Genomic DNA, 17,363 nt, shown 5'->3' with positions numbered 1-17,363 from the left:
GGACGACGACAGGGCCCCGTCGCCATTTTGTATCCGTTGACTTGGCCGGGCCGCGTTCCTACGATTCAAATACCGGAGAGACCATCGCAACTCGCCGCTTCGACGGCGCAGGGCGGCCGTGTCGCCCTGCCGCATGGGAGGTTGATATGACGCTACGCGTATCTGGCAAGAACATGGACATCGGCAGCGCCCTTCGCGGGCAGATTGAGGTCCGCGTCAACGCTGCGGTGGAAAAATACTTTGGCGGCAATGCCTCCGGACACGTGACCCTGACCCGCGATGGCGGCGGCTATCGCACCGAGTGCGGCCTGCACCTGGATTCGGGCGTCACCCTTGAAGCTTCGGGTATCTCCCACGATCCGGTGATCAGCTTTGATCAGGCGGCGGACCGGATGGAAAAACGCCTGCGCCGCTATAACGCCCGGCTGAAATCCCGCCAGGCGGCGAACGACGCATGGGCCAGCCCGGTGCTGAATGGCGCCGGCGAGGCCGATGACGGCGACTATGTGTCGGCCACAGTGTTCGCGGAGCCCGGCGATGAGGCGGATCAGGAAGATTTCCATCCCGTGGTGGTGGCGGAGATGACCAAGACCCTGCCCGTGCTGCCTGTCAGTTCAGCGGTGTCCCAGCTCGACATTACGGGCGCGCCCATTCTTCTTTTCCGCCATGCTGGCACTTCCAGGCTGAACATCGTATATCGGCGCAATGACGGGACGATCGGCTGGGTCGATCCTCCCGCCTCTGAAAAGGCGTGAATGCCGGCGCGGCGCGGACCATCGGGTCAGCGCCGCAACTGATTCATTGCCCAGGAGCAGGGTGGACGGAAGGGTCCGTCGCCCGGCGCTTCGCTTTTTGATGGATGTCGCCGGACGGCTGCGCCGCAGTCCGCCCGTCGCCGCACGCGAGACAACATGCCCCTGACAGATCTTCTGACACCCGAGGCTGTGATCCCGGCCCTCAAGTGCAACAGCAAGAAGCAGGCGCTTCAGGAACTGGCGGCGCACGCGGCCACGCTGATTCCCGATCTGACCGAGCGGGAAATCTATGACACGCTGGTGCAGCGTGAACGCCTTGGCTCCACGGGCATTGGCGATGGCATCGCCATTCCTCACGGCAAGCCCGAGAAGCTGGATCGCGTGGTCGGCCTGTTCGCCCGCGCCGAGCGCCCCTTTGACTTCGACGCGCTCGACGGCCAGCCGGTTGACCTGATGTTTCTGCTGCTTGCGCCGGAGAACGCCGGCGCCGATCACCTGAAGGCGCTGGCCCGCGTGGCGCGCGTGCTGCGCGAGCCGGCCATGCTGGAGCGCATCCGGGCCACCCGTGATCCGGACGCGCTTTACGCCCTGCTGACCGAGACCAACGGCGCCGCCCAGCCCGCCAGGGCCGCGCTGGCCTGAGGCCGCAGCAAGCGGGACAGGCGCGCGCGGACAAGGCGCGCAGCCGGCTCATTGCCTGGCGCCGTCGCGGCGCCGCTACGGCCGCGCCCGCGTCAGCAGTCTGGAAGTATACTAATTCTCTTTATCAAACGCCGCGCAGCGCTTATGCATGCAGCAGAGGCCCTGGAGCCGGCTCCGCCCGGATGGATCTGGCGTCGCCCCGTCCGTCCGGACGTCGCGACCGCCCCTTCCATGAGTTGAGCCGCCCCGGGGCCGCCTGTTGACAACCAGGCGCCTGCCCGGCGGCGAAACGGTTTCCCGCCGCCGGCGCGGGCGCGCAAACAAAGGGATGGGCGTTGTCGCTGTCCGGCTCCGGACACAGGCGCCCGGCGTTGATTCATGTCTGATGCGTCCGGCCTCGCCGCCACCTCGACCCTGTTTCCCCTCGGCCCCGATACGACGCCCTACCGCAAGGTCACGGACGCCGGCGTGAGCGTCGAGAAGATCGGCGACCGCGAGTTCCTGAACGTCGCTCCGGAGGCGATCACCGCCCTGGCCGAAGCGGCGTTCATGGACATCAACCACCTGCTGCGCCCCGGCCACCTCCAGCAGCTGGCCAAAATCCTCCAGGACCCGGAAGCTACCGGCAACGACCGCTTCGTCGCCTACGACCTGCTGAAGAACGCCAACATCGCCGCCGGCGGCGTGTTGCCCATGTGCCAGGACACCGGCACCGCCATCGTCATGGGCAAGAAGGGGCGTATGGTCTGGACCGACGGCGGGGACGAGGAAGCCATCGGCAAGGGCATCAGGGACGCCTATCTGAAGCGTAACCTGCGCTATTCCCAGCTCGCGCCCCTGTCGATGTTCGAGGAAAAGAACACCGGCTCCAACCTGCCGGCGCAGATCGACATCTATGCGGAAGGCGAAGACGCCTACAAGTTCCTGTTCGTCGCCAAGGGCGGCGGCTCGGCCAACAAGACCTTCCTGTTCCAGGGCACCCCGGCGCTGCTCACCCACGACCGCATGATCGCCTTTCTGAAGGAAAAGATCCTGACGCTCGGCACCGCCGCCTGCCCGCCCTACCACCTCGCCATCGTCATCGGCGGCATGAGCGCCGAGCAGAACCTGAAAACGGTCAAGCTCGCCTCCACCCGCTACCTCGACGACCTTCCCACCTCCGGCTCGGCGGACGGCCACGCCTTCCGCGACGTCGCCATGGAGGAGGAAATCCACAAGCTGACCCAGAGCCTTGGCGTCGGCGCCCAGTTCGGCGGCAAGTATTTCTGCCACGACGTGCGCGTCATCCGCCTGCCGCGCCACGGCGCCTCGCTGCCGATCGGCCTCGGCGTCTCCTGCTCGGCCGACCGCCAGGCCAAGGGGAAGATCACCCGCGACGGCGTGTTCCTCGAGCAGCTTGAAACCAACCCCGCCCGCTTCATGCCGGAGGTGGACGAGGCGACGCTGGGCGGCGACGTCGTGAAAATCGACCTCAACCAGCCGATGAGCGAGATTCTCGCCACCCTGAGCAAGTATCCGATCCGCACCCGCCTGTCGCTCAGCGGCCCGATGATCGTCGCCCGCGACCTGGCCCACGCCAAAATCCGCGAGCGGCTGGAGCGTGGCGACCCGATGCCCGAATATCTGCGCAACCACCCGGTGTATTACGCCGGCCCGGCCAAGACGCCGACCGGCTATGCCTCCGGCTCCTTCGGCCCCACCACCGCCGGCCGCATGGACGCCTATGTGGACCAGTTCCAGGGCGCCGGCGGCTCCATGGTGATGCTGGCCAAGGGCAACCGTTCCTCCCAGGTGCGCGAAGCCTGCCAGAAGCACGGCGGCTTCTACCTCGGCTCCATCGGCGGCCCCGCCGCCCGCCTCGCCCAGGACTGCATCCGCAAGGTCGAAGTGGTGGAATATCCCGAGTTGGGGATGGAAGCGATCTGGCGTATTGAGGTGGAAGATTTCCCGGCCTTCATCGTCATCGACGACAAGGGCAACGACTTCTTCCGCGAACTGAACCTGAGCTGAGGCATGAATCGCGCACACCCCGCCCTGGCCATCGCCGCCCTCCTGTGCCTGCCCCACGCCGCGGCCGCCGCGCCCGTGAGCCAGACCTGCCAGCGCGACGCCCTGGTCATGCTGTCGGAAGTGCGCGAGGCCCGCGCCGAACTTGCCGAGGCGGCCACCGCCTCGGACAGGGAGCGCTGCGCCGCCTGGCGCAAGCAGGCGGCGACGCTTCGCAAGGCCAGCGCTTTTTACAAGCGCTGCCAGACCGGGGCGGAGCGTGATCGCAACGTGGCCAACGCCAACGCCGGCGTCGCCCAGTACGACGGCGCCGTCAGAACCCAGTGCGGCGGTAAATAGCCTTCCGCGAAGGCGGCGCGCTGGCGACGCAGCCCCGCGCGACGGCGGTGAACGGCGTCGCGCCAGCCTCCCGGCAAAGCCGGCTCCCACTTTGCGGCGACTTGCTTTACAAGCCATGACGCGCCGGCGCCGCATTGCCGGCATCGGTCCGTCGCCTGAAAGCAGGAAATCCCCGTGAGCGCTCATTCAACGCCGGTTCCCTCCGCCTCCCGCCCGTCCGGCCCGCTGCAAGGCGCCGTGCGTGTGCCTGGCGACAAGTCCATGTCGCACCGGGCGCTGATCTTCGGCCTGCTGAGCGTGGGCGAAACCCACGTTACCGGCCTGCTGGAAGGCGATGACGTGCTGGCGACCGCCGCCGCGGCCCGCGCCCTCGGCGCGGATGTGGTCCGCACCGGCGAAGGCGCCTGGACCGTGCGCGGCGTCGGCGTCGGCGGCCTGGCGTCCCCTGCGGAAACACTGGATTTCGGTAACGCCGGCACCGGCTCGCGTCTGATGATGGGCGTGGTCGCCGGCCATCCGGTCACCGCCACCTTCGACGGCGACGCCTCCTTGCGCAAACGCCCCATGCGCCGGATCATCGATCCGCTGCTGAAGATGGGCGCCCGCGTCGTCGCCGAAGCGGAAGGCGGGCGCTGCCCGCTGACCCTGGAAGGCGCCCGCGAAACCGTTCCGGTGGTTTATGAAACGCCGGTGGCCTCGGCCCAGATCAAATCGGCGGTGCTGCTGGCCGGCCTCAATGCCCCAGGCAGGACCACGGTGATCGAGCGCGAAGCCTCGCGGGACCATACCGAGCGCATGCTGCGCCACTTCGGCGCCACGGTCGAGGTGGAGCCCTGGGGCGAACACGGCCGCAAGATCACCCTGACCGGCCAGCCGGAGCTTGCCGGCTCGGACATCGCCATTCCCGCCGACCCCTCCTCCGCCGCCTTTCCGCTGGTGGCGGCGCTGATTGTTCCAGGCTCCGGGATCACGCTGGAAGGCGTGATGATGAACCCGCTGCGCACCGGCCTGTTCACGACCCTGCGCGAGATGGGTGCCGACATCGAGGCCATCAACCAGACCAGCGAGGGCGGCGAGGACGTGGCCACCCTGCGCGTGCGCGCCAGCGCCCTGAAGGGCGTCGACGTGCCGGCCGAGCGGGCGCCGTCCATGATCGACGAATATCCGGTGCTCGCCGTGGCGGCGGCCTTCGCCGAAGGTGAAACCCGCATGCGCGGCCTCTCCGAACTGCGCGTCAAGGAATCCGACCGTCTCGCCGCCATCGCCGACGGCCTGACGGCGGCGGGCGTCGTCAACCGCATCGAGGGCGACGACCTGATCGTCACCGGCGGCGCCGGACGGGTGCGCGGCGGCGGCGTGGCCGCCACCCATCTCGACCATCGCATCGCCATGTCGTTCCTCGTGCTGGGCCTTGCCGCCAGCGAGGGCATGCGCATCGACGACGCCGCCATGATCGCCACCAGCTTCCCGGCGTTCACGCCGCTGATGCGGTCGCTCGGCGCCGACATCGCCATGGACGGAGGCTGAAATGGGCGCGCCGACCGCTGCCGTCATCGCCTCCAACATCGCGCCGGTGATCGCCATTGACGGCCCCGCCGCCTCCGGCAAGGGCACGCTGGCCCGCCGCCTCGCCGCCCATTACGGGCTGCCCTGGCTGGACACCGGCCTGCTGTATCGCGCCGTCGCCGTGGGCGTGCTGAACCACGGCGCGGCGCTCGATGATGAGCCGGTCGCGGTGGCCATCGCCCGGGGGCTGCCGGCGGATTTCGCCGACAACCCCGCGCTGCGCACCGGCGAGGCCGGGGCCGCCGCCTCCCGGGTCGCCGCCCTGCCCGGCGTGCGCGCCGCCCTGCTGGACGCACAGCGCGCCTTCGCCGCCCGCCCTGGCGGCGCGGTGCTGGACGGGCGCGATATCGGCACGGTGATCTGTCCCGACGCGCCCGCCAAGCTGTTCGTCACCGCTTCGGCCGAAGCCCGGGCCGACCGCCGCTACCGGGAGCTGGCGGCGCGCGATCCGGCCGCGTCCTACGACCGGATTCTGGCGGATATCCGCAAGCGCGACGCCGACGACGCCAGCCGCGCCGTGGCGCCGCTGGTTCCGGCGGCGGACGCGGTGCTGCTCGACACCACCAGCCTCGACATCGACGGCGCCTTCGCCAGCGCCCTTGCCATTGTCCAGCGCCTGCTGGGCGCGCCCCGACCCGGCCGCTGACCCCACGCGACGTCCACAATCGGAGATTTCCGGGCTGGCGAGGCGCCGGCTACTGCTCCTGTCCATGAAGCGCGATCCGGTGGATCCGCAAGGAGCGGCAAGCAATGGCAATGGGTTCCGTCCCCGCCGGCGAATTTCTGGGCGTGGCCGTCCTGGTGTATCTGGGTAATGGAGGCGTCGCCGCCGCCCTGCTCAAGGGCTCGAAAGCCGAGGGCGCCGGCTGGCTGGCGATCACCGCCGCCTGGGGCTTCGCCGTCGTCTGCGGCGTGCTGACGGCCCAGGCCGCCGGCAGCCCTGAGGCGCATATCAATCCGGCGATCACCCTGTTCGCCGCCGCCCGCTCCGGCAACTGGTCCCTGCTGCCGCTTTATGTCCCGGCGCAGTTCCTCGGCGCCTTCGCCGGCGCGGCGCTCGTCTGGCTCACCTACCGGCCATTCTACGCCGCCACCCCCGATCCGGCCCTGAAGTTGGCCACCTTCTGCACCAGCCCGGCCGAACCCGCGGCGGACAACCCGCCCGCCGACGATGCGCCGACGCCGCCGACGGGCGCCGGGCCCAGCGGCGCCAGGTCCAGCCGCGCAAAGCCCAGCGGCGCAAAGCCCAACGGCGCCAGCGCCTCAGCCTGGCTCGCCGAAATGCTCGCCACCTGCATGCTGGCCCTGCTGGTCGCCGTCATCGGCTCGCAGGGCGTCGCCGCCGCCGGCCTGCCGCACGGCCTCGGTCCGCTGCTGGTCGGCCTGGCGGTCTGGGCGATTGGCCTCAGCCTCGGCGGCCCCACCGGCTACGCCATCAACCCGGCCCGCGATCTGGCTCCCCGCGTCGCCCACGCCCTGTTGCCGGTAGCTGGCAAGGGCGATTCGGGCTGGCGCTACGCCGCCGTGCCGACGCTGGCGCCGCTGGCCGGGGCGTTGCTGGCGGCCGGGCTCACGCGCAGTTTCGGCATTGGCTGAGCCGGCGCCCCCGCGGGTTGACCCGCCGCGTTCCCCCAGTCCACCCTGCCCCAGGGCTGTTTTGCCCTGAAACATTTCCGTCCGCCGGGGGGCAAAACGTTTCGCCGCCGCCCCATGACGGTTAATGATGGGCCGTGACCGATTCGCCCGGCCCTCACATCCCAGACCGGAGACTGCGCCAATGCCAGCGCTGTTGCGCTCGTACACCTTCTGGATTGCCGCCGCTGTCATTCTCGTTCTGGCTTATATGGCGACGCCGTTCATCGCCGCGGCCCACCTGGCCGAAGCCGTGCGCAACCGCGATGCGCCCGCGATTCTGGCCCAGGTCGACAAGGGTTCGCTTGGCCGCTCCCTGACCCGCCAGGTGCTGCGCGCCTATCTGGCCATTCACGGCAAGGAGCAGGCGGCGAGCCCGTTCGCGCAGCAGATCGCCGCCGGCCTCGCCGCCAACGCGCTCTACCCGGTGCTGCACCAGATGACGACCCCGGCCGCCCTCTCCGAACTGCTGGAGCGCGGCTGGCCCGACGAGGGCGGCAAGCCAAAGCCTGTCGCGCGTCTCGGCATCGACGGCATCGGCGGCGCGCTGGCCAAGATCAACGACGCGTCATTCACCGGCCTGACCCACTTCCGCATGAATGTGGACGTCGACGGCGACCCCAAACGCCGCCTCGGCTGGCGTTTCCGCATCAGTGGCTTTCGCTGGAAGCTTTACGCCATCGACCTGTCGCCGGAGATCCTGCACGATATCGTCGCCCGCCTCCCCGTTGCGGAGCGCATGAAGATCGAGGACAAAAGCGGCGAGCGGCGCGTCTTCTGAACATCGCCGCGCGTGGCGGATCGCGACGCCGCCGGCGCGCCGCGCTCCCTGCAGGCGCCAGACCGGTGTCTCAGACCCCGGACGGGCGCCCGGCGCGCCGGGTCGCCGGCGCCTTCGCCGGATCTTCGGGCCAGAAGTGCTTTGGATAACGTCCACGCATGTCGGCGCGCACGTCCGCCCATGAGCCGCGCCAGAAACCTGGCAAATCACGGGTGATCTGGATCGGCCGTTGCGCCGGCGACAGCAGATGCAACGCCAGCGGCGCGCCCGCCACGTATGGATGCGTTTCCAGACCGAACAGCTCCTGCACCTTCACCGCCAGCGTTGGGCCATTTTCGCCGCTGTAGTCGATCGGCGCGCTGGTCCCCGCCGGCGTCGCGAAATGCGTCGGCGCGGCGCTATCCAGTTCGCGCTGCAAATCCCACGGCAGCAGCGCCCGCAGGGCGTTGCTCACGTCCTCGGCGCTGATTTGCCCCAGGCTGCTGCGCCCGGCGAGGAACGGCTCCAGCCAGGCGCCGTCCAGCAGGGCGGCGTCCGACAGGTCGGGCCAGCGTTCATCGCCGGCGGCGCGGCGCATGAACAGCACCCGGTCGCGCCATTGCCGCAGCGCTTTCGACCAGGGCAAGGCGTCGAGCCCCACCACGGCGAGGCCACGCGCCAGCACGCCGGCGCAGTCATCGCCCGGCTCCGGCGCGGCGGTGGTTTCCGCCAGCACCAGGGCGCCAAGCCGCCGTTGCGCCCGCACGCGCACCGCTGACGTCTCGCGATCGAACGTCACCACGCGCCGTTCTTCGATGCGGTCGCCGCCGAGCAGCAGCACCTCCTCCGGCTCCAGCGCCGCCGCCAGCATGATGCGGGCGGAAGCCGCCGCGCCCATGGCGTCGGCGACGCATAACCAGCCGGCGCGGGCCAGGGCGCCGCCGCCCTCCAGCCGCACGCCGCGGCCATTGACCATATGAAACTGCCCGTCCCGTCCCCGCGCCCGGGCGATGCGATCCGGCCAGGCCAGCGCCAGCAACAGACCGGTGGAGGGCGCAATGCCTTCTGGCAGGCGCAGCAGCGCCGCCAGGGCCTGGCGCGCCGCCGGATCGCGCAGCGCCCGTTCGGCCTGCTTCACCCAGCCATCGGCCATGCGGCGCAGCGCCTGGGCGCGGGGGCCACGATCACGGCCGAAGCGCTCCAGCCGCTCCGCCAGATCGATGCTGTCGCCGCCGGCGCCCCGTTCGCCGATCAGCGCGGCGATGCTGGCGGCGGCGCGGCCATGGCCCGCCGCCGTCGCCGCCAGCACCATGCGGGCGAGACGCGGCGACAGCGGCAGTTCCGCCAGCGCCCTGCCCAGCGGCGTGGCGCGGCCATCCGCATCGCGCGCGCCCAGGTCTTTCAGAAACGCCGCCGCCTCGTTCAGGGCCGGGCGCGGCGGCGGGTCGCAGAACGCCAGGGTCGCCGGATCAGCGACGCCCCACATGGCGCAATCCAGCAGCAGCGGCGCGAGGTCGGCGTTGAGAATTTCCGGTTTGGCGAATGGCTCCAGCGCCGCGTCCGCCGCTTCGGCCCACAGGCGGTAACATACGCCTGGCGCGGTGCGGCCGGCGCGCCCGCGCCGCTGGTCAGCCTCGGCCCGGGAGGCGCGCACGGTTTCCAGCCGGGTCATGCCTACCGCCGGCTCGTAACGCGGAACCCGCGACAGGCCGCTGTCGATGACGACGCGCACGCCGGCGATGGTGATCGATGTTTCGGCGACGGACGTGGCCAGCACCACCTTGCGCCGCCCCTCCGCCGCCGGGGCCACGGCCCGGTCCTGCGCCGCCGGCGGCAGCGCGCCATAAAGCGGCGCCACGTCCACCAGCTCGCCGCCAGGGAATCCGGCCAGTCGCTCCGTCAGCGTTCGCTGGACGCGCATGATCTCGCCCTGCCCCGGCAGGAACACCAGAATGGAGCCGGGATGGGCGCGCAACGCCCGCATCGCCGCGTCGGCCATATCCTGCTCCAGCGGCGCGTCGCCACGCCGGCCCAGCCAGTGCGTCTCCACCGGATAGCTGCGCCCCGGGCTTTCCAGCACCGGCGCCGGGGCGCCAGCGCCGCCAAGCAGGCGCGCGACCCTGCCGCCGTCGAGCGTCGCCGACATCACCACCAGACGCAGATCGTCGCGCAGGCCGTTCTGTACGTCGAGCGCCAGCGCCAGGCCGAAATCCGCATCCAGCGAACGCTCGTGAAACTCGTCGAACAGCACGCAACCGACGCCGGTGAGTTCCGGGTCATCCAGCACCATGCGCGCGAACACGCCCTCGGTGACCACTTCGATGCGGGTGCGTGGCCCAACACGCGATTCCAGCCGCACGCGCAGACCCACCGTCCCGCCGACCTCTTCGCCCAGGATCGCCGCCATGCGGGCGGCGGCGGCGCGGGCGGCGAGACGGCGCGGCTCCAGCACGATGATCTTGCGCCCCCCCAGCCATGACGCGTCGCTGAGCGCCAGCGGCAGACGCGTGGTCTTGCCGGCGCCGGGCGGCGCGATCACCACGGCGGACAGACCGGCGGCCAGCGTTTTGCGCAGCGGCGCGACGATCTCCTCAACGGGCAGGACGTCAGAGACAAGCGACAAAGTTAAGCATCCTGAGTACGTTAGCGGCAATGCGACCTGCAACTTTCCGAATACCCATCTAAACGACGTTGTTTTCGGAACAATCGTGCGCGGCGATTGTTGTACCACCACGGGATGGCGTCGACGCTTTTTCCTCACAGGTCAGGCAAGCTGATCTGACGACAGCTGGCTGGCGGATCCACCGGGCGCGGGCGGAGCCGCCAGGCGCAATAACCAAAACACCCTGCATGGAAAATTGAATGCTGCGGTTCGCCAGAGCGGGCAAGGCCCGGTCATGGCTGCAGCCGGGGAAAACATGATGACAGAGAACACCGGAAAATCCCGCCGGGGTTTCGCCTCCATGGATCGCGAACGGCAACGGGAAATCGCCAGCAAGGGCGGGCGCAGCGTGCCCGAGGAAAAGCGCAGCTTCTCACGGGACCGCGGCCTTGCGGCGGCCGCGGGACGCAAGGGCGGCCAGAATGTCAGCCCCGAGGATCGCAGTTTTTCCCAGAACCGGGAGCTGGCGTCTCATGCCGGACGCAAGGGCGGCCAATCCTCGCAACCCTTGCGCAGCGCCGGCCGGAGCGCCGGTCCGGACGACATGGTCAAAGGCCCTGTCGTCGCTGGAGCGGAAAGCCCGCTGACCGAGGCGTGAACCGGAAACACATCTGAACAGAAGTGACCCATGTTCCATGGACATGGGTCCTTTTTATTGGCTGTTCTCACGCCTGGTTGCGCCATGGGCCAGCCCCGATGTTTTTCACACCGCGCGGCCTGACGCATCTCCGGCAGGAGGCCCGCGTAAAATCCGCCCGGCTTCTTCAGTCTGATGCGCCCTGTTCGGGAAACTGAGCCTCCGCCTTCCCGAAAGGGCGCTAGCGCGCCGCCGATTTTGACCCGGCCTTCGCCGGGGGGCGCACGACCGGCGTCGGTCCCGACGCCCTGGGCGCGACTCCGATGATTGGCCCCACCGGATACAGCCAGTCGCGGCGCCCCACGTCCGGCGCATAGATGCTGGAGATGGAGCCGTCGAGATAAAGGGCGTCCGGCGTCTTCAGGGCGTCGCGGAACAGGCGGGCGAAGGAGCCGAAGCTGACCGGCTGGTCCGAGATGGCGAACACCACGGTCCCGCCGCCCCGGACGCCAACGCCATTGCGAATCTTGAGCGACTGCCCCTCCCCGGCGAAACGCGGATGCAGCTTGCCGTCGATCACCAGCATCGGCCCCGACTGGGTGGCGTAAAGCGCCCGTGGCTTCTGGCGCAGGTACCGCTCGGTGGTCAGAACGCCGGCCCCGGAGGCGGTGACATAGAACACCCCATTTGGCTTCATATGAAAATTGCCAGAGCCACGCCGGGTGTTGGCGGCGCGCAGCTGCTTGCCCCCCTCCACGAACAGGCCGACCGGCCCGCGATCATCGCCGTACATGCCGCCATTGATCGCCATCACCAGTTCCCGGCCGGCGGGACTGTCGACAAGGCGGCTCAGGCGGCCGTAAGGCTGGCCATCGGCGCCGCGCAGGTACATCCGCACCTGATGGTCGCGCAGGGAAATTTCGCAAACCACATGCCCGACGCTTTCAAACGTCAGCTTGCGGCACAACCCGTCGGCGTGGACCACGCCCGTCGCGGCGACGCCGCCGGAGGTCGCGACGGCCGCAAGGAGCGAGGCGCGGACGACAACCGCGCGAAGGCCCTGCCGCCGGCCGGACCAGGCCTCGCCGCCATGATCCGGGTCCGGCGCAACCGCTCCGCGCAAAACGGCGCCCGCCCCACCGGCAGGTTGCCCTGACAGGAGCGACCGGAAAGCGACCCGCCACCGGCGAACATTACAAATCTCGCGAAGCATGGAATATCCGTCGCCGGAAAGTTGAAACCCTGGGTCCGCAGCCAGCGCGACCGGGAATCGGCCGTCATGGCTGCGCTCGCTTGTGTCGCGACTTGTCGGCAGCATGATGGCGCGGCGGCGCATCAGGTTCGCATCTGGTCCAGCATGCGGCACAAATCGGCGCGAATGGTGCGGCGCGCCAGCGCCTGCATCGGGCGCGCCGTTGCGGGATCAGCGAAGCGCGCGGCCATGGAGCGCCCTGGCGTCACGGTCACGCCGTCGCCGTCGCGCGGCTCCACCCTGGAGGCCGGATCCTGAAGGGCGCGGGCAATGTGCTCCGCCCCGCCCAGACAGATAAAATCGTCATCGCGACGCAAGGGCGCCGTCGCCTGCTCCAGCGCCAGCGCTTCATCGATGATCCGGTCGCGGCGGTCCTCCGGCATGGCGGCCGCCCATGCGAAAGCCTCCGCCGCCAGATCGAACAGTTGCTCGCTGCGCTGCGAAGGCGCCGAGGCGTCGGCGCAGCGCGGTCCGTCAATGGTCAGCACGGCCATGGTGTAGATCGCCACCAGCGACGCCTGCTCCCGCAACCGCGCCCGGTCGCGCCGGGCGCTCCTGGCCGCCGAGCGCATCAGTTCGCGGCTGTAGACGAAACCGAGATAAGCGCTGCCGCCATCACGCAGGCGCCGGTCCTGCCACCCCCGCGCCAGCCGCCCCCGGCCGGCGTCGTGCTCGCGCTCCAGCGCATCGCCCAGCGCCGCATATTGCTTGTGATCAAGCAGGTCGTCGAACCGGTCGATCATCTTCTGGCTGGCCGGCGCGGACGCACGGGCCTGAGGATGCGTCCGGGTCGCCGCCGCGCCAACGCTGGCCCAGCCCACCGCCATGGCGACCGCAAGGACCGCCCGCATCGCCAGGCGTCGGCCGCGGCTGCTCACATATGGCGTCATGCGCCGGCTCATGCCCGCTTCTCCTGTCCCCCAGGGGCGCTCCGCGTCACGACGGCCGCCGGGGCGCATGAGGGGATAAACTTCACAACGCATATCCCGGAATATGCGAACATATGTCAGCGTCGCCATGATCGCATCGCATCCTGCCCCCCGCTCATCCGCCCGTCCCGCTTCCCCGGAAACCTCGCGACAACCTCCGACAACGGCCAGGGGTCTGAAGCGCTGAACATATGGCGCGGCGAATGGTTCCCGCCGCGACCATCCCGAAACCCATGCGCGGCGCGCAAGAAACATCGCGCTGGCCGGCCGGGCGGGCTGCCGGCTGCCCCCGCGACTTTTCAGGGCGCGGGTGCGCCGGAACGCGCATTCGGGCGCCCTGACGTCAGTGCGCCTCTTCCCAGTTATCGGCGGCGCGCGCGTCCACGTGCAGCGGCACGGCCAGCGACAGCAACGGCAGCGGCGCCTGCTCCATCACCTGGCGCGCCACGGCGATGGTGCGGTCGGCCTCCGCCTCGGGAACCTCGAAGATCAGTTCGTCGTGCACCTGCAACAGCATGCGGCCGGTAAGGCCCGCGTCAAGCAGCGCGGCGTCCATGCGCGTCATGGCGCGACGGATGATGTCGGCGGCGCTGCCCTGGATCGGCGCATTGATGGCCTGGCGCTCCACCGCCGCCCGCTGCGACGGGTTGGAGGACGTGATGTCAGGATAATGGCAGACGCGACCAAACAGCGTGGTGACGTAACCATTTTCCCGGCAGGCTTTTTTGGTTGCGTCCATATAATCACGGATGCCGGGGAAGCGCTCGAAATAGCGCTTGATGTAGGCGCCTGCTTCCTCGCGCGGAATGCCGAGCTGCGCCGCCAGGCCAAAGGCGGAGATGCCGTAGATGATGCCGAAATTGATCGCCTTGGCGCGACGGCGCACCAGCGGATCCATGCCCTCGACCGGCACGCCGAACATCTCCGACGCCGTCATGGCGTGAATGTCGACGCCCTCGGCGAACGCCCGCCGCAGCTGCGGAATGTCGGCGATATGGGCGAGAATGCGCAGTTCGATCTGGGAGTAGTCGGCCGAGATCAGCTTGCGGCCCGGTTCGGCGACGAAGGCCTGGCGGATTTTCCGGCCTTCTTCAGTGCGCACCGGAATGTTTTGCAGATTGGGCTCGGATGACGACAGCCGGCCGGTCGTGGTCGCCGCCAGGGAATATGAGGTGTGAACCCGGCCAGTCTGCTGATTGACGTATCCCGGCAACGCGTCGGCGTAAGTGGACTTCAGCTTGGCGAGCTGGCGCCATTCCAGGATGCGGCGCGGCAGTTCGTGGCCGTCGTCGGCCAGCTCCTCAAGAAAACGGGCGCCGGTGGCCCATTGCCCGGTCGGCGTTTTGCGGGCGCCGGGCAGTTGCATGCGGCCGAACAGAATGTCGCCGAGCTGTTTGGGCGAGCCGATGTTGAACTTCTCGCCGGCGAGTTCATAGACCTCGTCCTCAAGTCGCGCCAGCGACTGGGCGAACTCGCCGGAGAGGCGCGACAACATCTGCCGGTCGATGGCGACGCCGCGCTCCTCCATGGCCGCGAGCACGGCGACCAGCGGGCGCTCCAGGCTTTCGTAGACTTGGGTTCTGCCTTCAGCGACGAGGCGCGGCTTCAGCACCCGCCACAGGCGCAGGGTGACGTCCGCGTCTTCGGCGGCGTATTCGGTCGCCCGGTCGATGGGCACGAGGTCGAAAGTCACCGCATTGCGGCCGGAGCCGGCCACATCCTTGAACGGAATGCAGGTATGGCCGAGCAGGCTCTGGGCCAGCGCGTCCATGCCATGGCCGCCGGGACCGACGCGGCCGGCGTCCAGCACATAGGACATCAGCATGGTGTCGTCGTAACCGCTGACGCGCACGCCATAGCGGGCGAACACCAGCAGGTCGAACTTGAAGTTCTGCCCCACCTTGAGGACGTTCGGGTCCTCCAGCAGCGGCTTCAGCAGGGCGATCGCTTCGGCGTGCGGCGTCTGGTCCGGCAGCAGGCCTTCGCTGAACAGATCGGCGCCGCCGCGATGCTGCAACGGGATGTAACAGGCCTTGCCAGGCGCGGTCGCCATGGAAACGCCGACCAGGTCGGCGGCCATGGCGTCAAGTCCATTGGTTTCGGTGTCGACGGCGACGACCCCGGCCTCACGGGCGGCGGCGATCCAGCGTTGCAGCCCGGCGGCGTCGGTAACCGTTTCATAGCCGCTGCGGTCGACGGGCGTACCCGCGCTCTCCAGCCGGCGCGCGGCGGCAAGCGCCGCAGGCATGTCAAGCGCCGCAGGCATGGCAACCGCCGCGGGCATGGCAACCGCCGCAGGCGTGGGGGCGCCGGGGGCCGCCGGCTCCATCGCCGGCGCCAGCGCCGCCACAGCGCCGCCGCTTTGGTCCGATGCGCCTTCGTTGGCCCCAGCCGCGGGGCCCTTCGCGCCAGCTGGCCCCGGCAGTTGCGGCGCGCCCATCGGCGAATAGACGCCTGCCACAAGCTCCGGGTCGGGCTCGATGGTCGCCGCATCCACGTCGAAAAGTTCCGCGGCGCGCTTCACCAGCTGGGTGAACTCCATCGCCTTCAGAAAGGCGACCAGCCGCCTGGGATCGAAATCAACGATGCGATGATCGCCCAGCGGCGTCGGCGTCGGCGTGTGCGTGTCCAGCGTCACCAGCTTCAGGGACAGGCGGGCCACATCGGCATTGTCGAGCAGAGACTGGCGGCGCTTGGGCTGCTTGATGCCCGGCGCCGCCGTCAGCAGCGCTTCCAGGCTACCGTATTCGTTGATGAGCTGGGACGCCGTCTTGACGCCGATGCCAGGCACGCCCGGCACATTGTCGGAGGCGTCGCCCACCAGCGCCTGCACGTCCGGCACCAGTTCGGGCGGCACGCCGAACTTCTCGATGACACCTTCGCGGTCGAGCCGCCGCTCCGGCCGGTAGCCCGGCTTGCCGCGCACGCCCGATTCGAAATCGTAGAAAGTGACGCCGTCGCCAACGAGCTGCATCAGGTCCTTGTCGGCGGAGACGATCAGCGTCTGGGCGCCAGCCTCGGAGGCCTGACGGGCGTAGGTGGCGATGATGTCGTCGGCTTCCCAGCGCGGCATTTCCACCGGCGTCATGCCGAAGGCCCGCACCGCCTCCCGCATCAACGGAAACTGCGGAATCAGCTCGGCTGGCGGATCGGGCCTGTGCGCCTTGTACGCGGGATAAAGCTCACGCCGGAACGAATCCTCCGACTGGTCGAACACGATGGCCATCACCGTCGGCTTCACGCCCAGGGCGCCGTCGCGCACGAACTGCAGCAGCTTGGCGCAGAACAGCCGCACTGCCCCCGTCGGCAAACCGTCGGACGGGCGGGCATTGTAACGCCGGTCCTGGTTCATCGACTGGAAATAGGCGCGGAACACAAAGGACGAGCCATCGACCAGCAGAACCTGGTCGTCCGGCGTCAGGGCGGGGGCCGACCCCTCTGGAGCGGAAGCGTTCATGGCGCCAGTGATAGCAATTTAATCGGCGGGCAGCCATGCCTGAAGCCGGCCGATTTTTCCCATGGCCCGCCCCCGCATGACGACGATAAGGCACACATATCAATATGGTAGGGGCAAACTGCGGGTCGCGCCCACCGAACCCCGCGCCCTGGTCGTCCCCTGCTAACCGCCCTGGCCGCTGGCCCGGGCCGCGTCCAGCAGCGCCGCGATCTCCGCCGCCGCATCGGTGAGCGGCTGGCGGCTGCGGAAGACATGGGACTGGACGATCGCCCCCTCCAGCGCCGCGATCGCCAGCATGGCGAGCCGCCGGCTGCGCGCGGGGTCAATGCCGCCCGCGACCATGACCTCCTCCAGAACCACGCTCCAGCCATGGAACGCTTCGGCGCCCGCCTCACGAATGCCCGGGTTGTCGGCCGCTGTTTCCAGCAATGTGGCGGCGATGGGCGAACCGTCGTGGAAATCAGATTCCGCGATCCACACGCCGACCATGTCGAAATAGCTCGTCAGCAGCCGGGCGGGGTCCGGGTCGCGGGCGGCCAGATCGCGCAGGGTCGCGGCGACGCGTGATCCCGCGCGCCTGACGGCTTCGGCGCCAATGCCGACCTTGCCGTCCGGAAAATAATGATAGAGCGAGCCCTTCGGCGCGCCGCTATGGGCCAGGATCTGGTTGAGGCCAGTGCCCGCGTAGCCCTGCTTGCGAAAAAGCGTGACGGCGCTGTCCAGAAGCGCTTCCCGATGTTTGCGAGGCCCAGCCATGCATCCTCTATAGGCCAGCCCGCCCCGCG

The 17,363-nt window shown here is 69.3% G+C and carries 14 protein-coding genes; 9 read left to right on the top strand and 5 right to left on the bottom strand.

Annotation, left to right across the window (positions count from 1 at the left end):
• Nucleotides 1-146 precede the first annotated feature (146 nt).
• The 8 genes from hpf (at nt 147) to EV666_RS00295 (ending at nt 7,722) form a co-directional block, all read left to right on the top strand.
• Complete coding sequence (hpf, locus tag EV666_RS00330) at nt 147-755, top strand: ribosome hibernation-promoting factor, HPF/YfiA family (protein ID WP_132002692.1); 609 nt, start codon at nt 147-149, stop codon at nt 753-755.
• A 156-nt stretch (nt 756-911) separates the two neighbouring features.
• Nucleotides 912-1,397, top strand: coding sequence for a PTS IIA-like nitrogen regulatory protein PtsN (gene ptsN, locus EV666_RS00325; RefSeq protein WP_132001210.1), 486 nt, complete (start codon nt 912-914; stop codon nt 1,395-1,397).
• Between the two features lie 378 nt (nt 1,398-1,775).
• Complete coding sequence (locus EV666_RS00320) at nt 1,776-3,407, top strand: fumarate hydratase (protein WP_132001207.1); 1,632 nt, start codon at nt 1,776-1,778, stop codon at nt 3,405-3,407.
• 3 nt (nt 3,408-3,410) lie between these two features.
• The gene (locus tag EV666_RS00315; RefSeq protein WP_132001203.1) at nt 3,411-3,743 is read left to right on the top strand and encodes a hypothetical protein; all 333 of its coding nucleotides are present in this window, start codon (nt 3,411-3,413) and stop codon (nt 3,741-3,743) included.
• Nucleotides 3,744-3,917: 174 nt separating this feature from the next.
• The gene (aroA, locus tag EV666_RS00310; RefSeq protein WP_207906304.1) at nt 3,918-5,270 is read left to right on the top strand and encodes a 3-phosphoshikimate 1-carboxyvinyltransferase; all 1,353 of its coding nucleotides are present in this window, start codon (nt 3,918-3,920) and stop codon (nt 5,268-5,270) included.
• A 1-nt stretch (nt 5,271) separates the two neighbouring features.
• Complete coding sequence (gene cmk / locus EV666_RS00305) at nt 5,272-5,955, top strand: (d)CMP kinase (RefSeq protein ID WP_207906303.1); 684 nt, start codon at nt 5,272-5,274, stop codon at nt 5,953-5,955.
• 104 nt (nt 5,956-6,059) lie between these two features.
• Nucleotides 6,060-6,905, top strand: coding sequence for an MIP/aquaporin family protein (locus EV666_RS00300; protein ID WP_207906302.1), 846 nt, complete (start codon nt 6,060-6,062; stop codon nt 6,903-6,905).
• A 181-nt stretch (nt 6,906-7,086) separates the two neighbouring features.
• Nucleotides 7,087-7,722 (top strand): DUF2939 domain-containing protein, encoded by a 636-nt coding sequence (locus EV666_RS00295; RefSeq protein ID WP_165909840.1) that lies wholly within the window; start codon nt 7,087-7,089, stop codon nt 7,720-7,722.
• Between the two features lie 70 nt (nt 7,723-7,792).
• Here the strand turns inward: EV666_RS00295 and hrpB are convergent, their stop codons facing one another.
• The gene (hrpB, locus tag EV666_RS00290; RefSeq protein WP_132001194.1) at nt 7,793-10,324 is read right to left on the bottom strand and encodes an ATP-dependent helicase HrpB; all 2,532 of its coding nucleotides are present in this window, start codon (nt 10,322-10,324) and stop codon (nt 7,793-7,795) included.
• 298 nt (nt 10,325-10,622) lie between these two features.
• Here hrpB and EV666_RS00285 point away from each other — a divergent pair, with 298 nt between their 5' ends.
• Nucleotides 10,623-10,961 (top strand): con-10 family general stress protein, encoded by a 339-nt coding sequence (locus EV666_RS00285; RefSeq protein ID WP_132002682.1) that lies wholly within the window; start codon nt 10,623-10,625, stop codon nt 10,959-10,961.
• A gap of 220 nt (nt 10,962-11,181) precedes the next feature.
• Here the strand turns inward: EV666_RS00285 and EV666_RS00280 are convergent, their stop codons facing one another.
• The 4 genes from EV666_RS00280 to EV666_RS00265 form a co-directional block, all read right to left on the bottom strand.
• Complete coding sequence (locus tag EV666_RS00280; protein ID WP_165909839.1) at nt 11,182-12,063, bottom strand: phosphodiester glycosidase family protein; 882 nt, start codon at nt 12,061-12,063, stop codon at nt 11,182-11,184.
• Nucleotides 12,064-12,275: 212 nt separating this feature from the next.
• Nucleotides 12,276-13,094, bottom strand: a complete 819-nt coding sequence (locus tag EV666_RS00275) for a hypothetical protein (protein ID WP_132001188.1) — start codon at nt 13,092-13,094, stop codon at nt 12,276-12,278.
• Nucleotides 13,095-13,464: 370 nt separating this feature from the next.
• Nucleotides 13,465-16,578: a DNA polymerase I gene (polA, locus tag EV666_RS00270; protein ID WP_132001185.1), complete on the bottom strand. Its 3,114-nt coding sequence runs from the start codon at nt 16,576-16,578 to the stop codon at nt 13,465-13,467.
• Between the two features lie 162 nt (nt 16,579-16,740).
• On the bottom strand, nt 16,741-17,334 hold the full coding sequence (locus EV666_RS00265; protein WP_132001182.1) for a TetR/AcrR family transcriptional regulator: 594 nt from the start codon (nt 17,332-17,334) through the stop codon (nt 16,741-16,743).
• Between the last annotated feature and the right edge of the window lie 29 nt (nt 17,335-17,363).

This window comes from Camelimonas lactis (genome assembly GCF_004342915.1).
Lineage (GTDB): Bacteria > Pseudomonadota > Alphaproteobacteria > Rhizobiales > Beijerinckiaceae > Camelimonas > Camelimonas lactis.
This window is presented reverse-complemented; position numbering and strand designations above follow the sequence as displayed.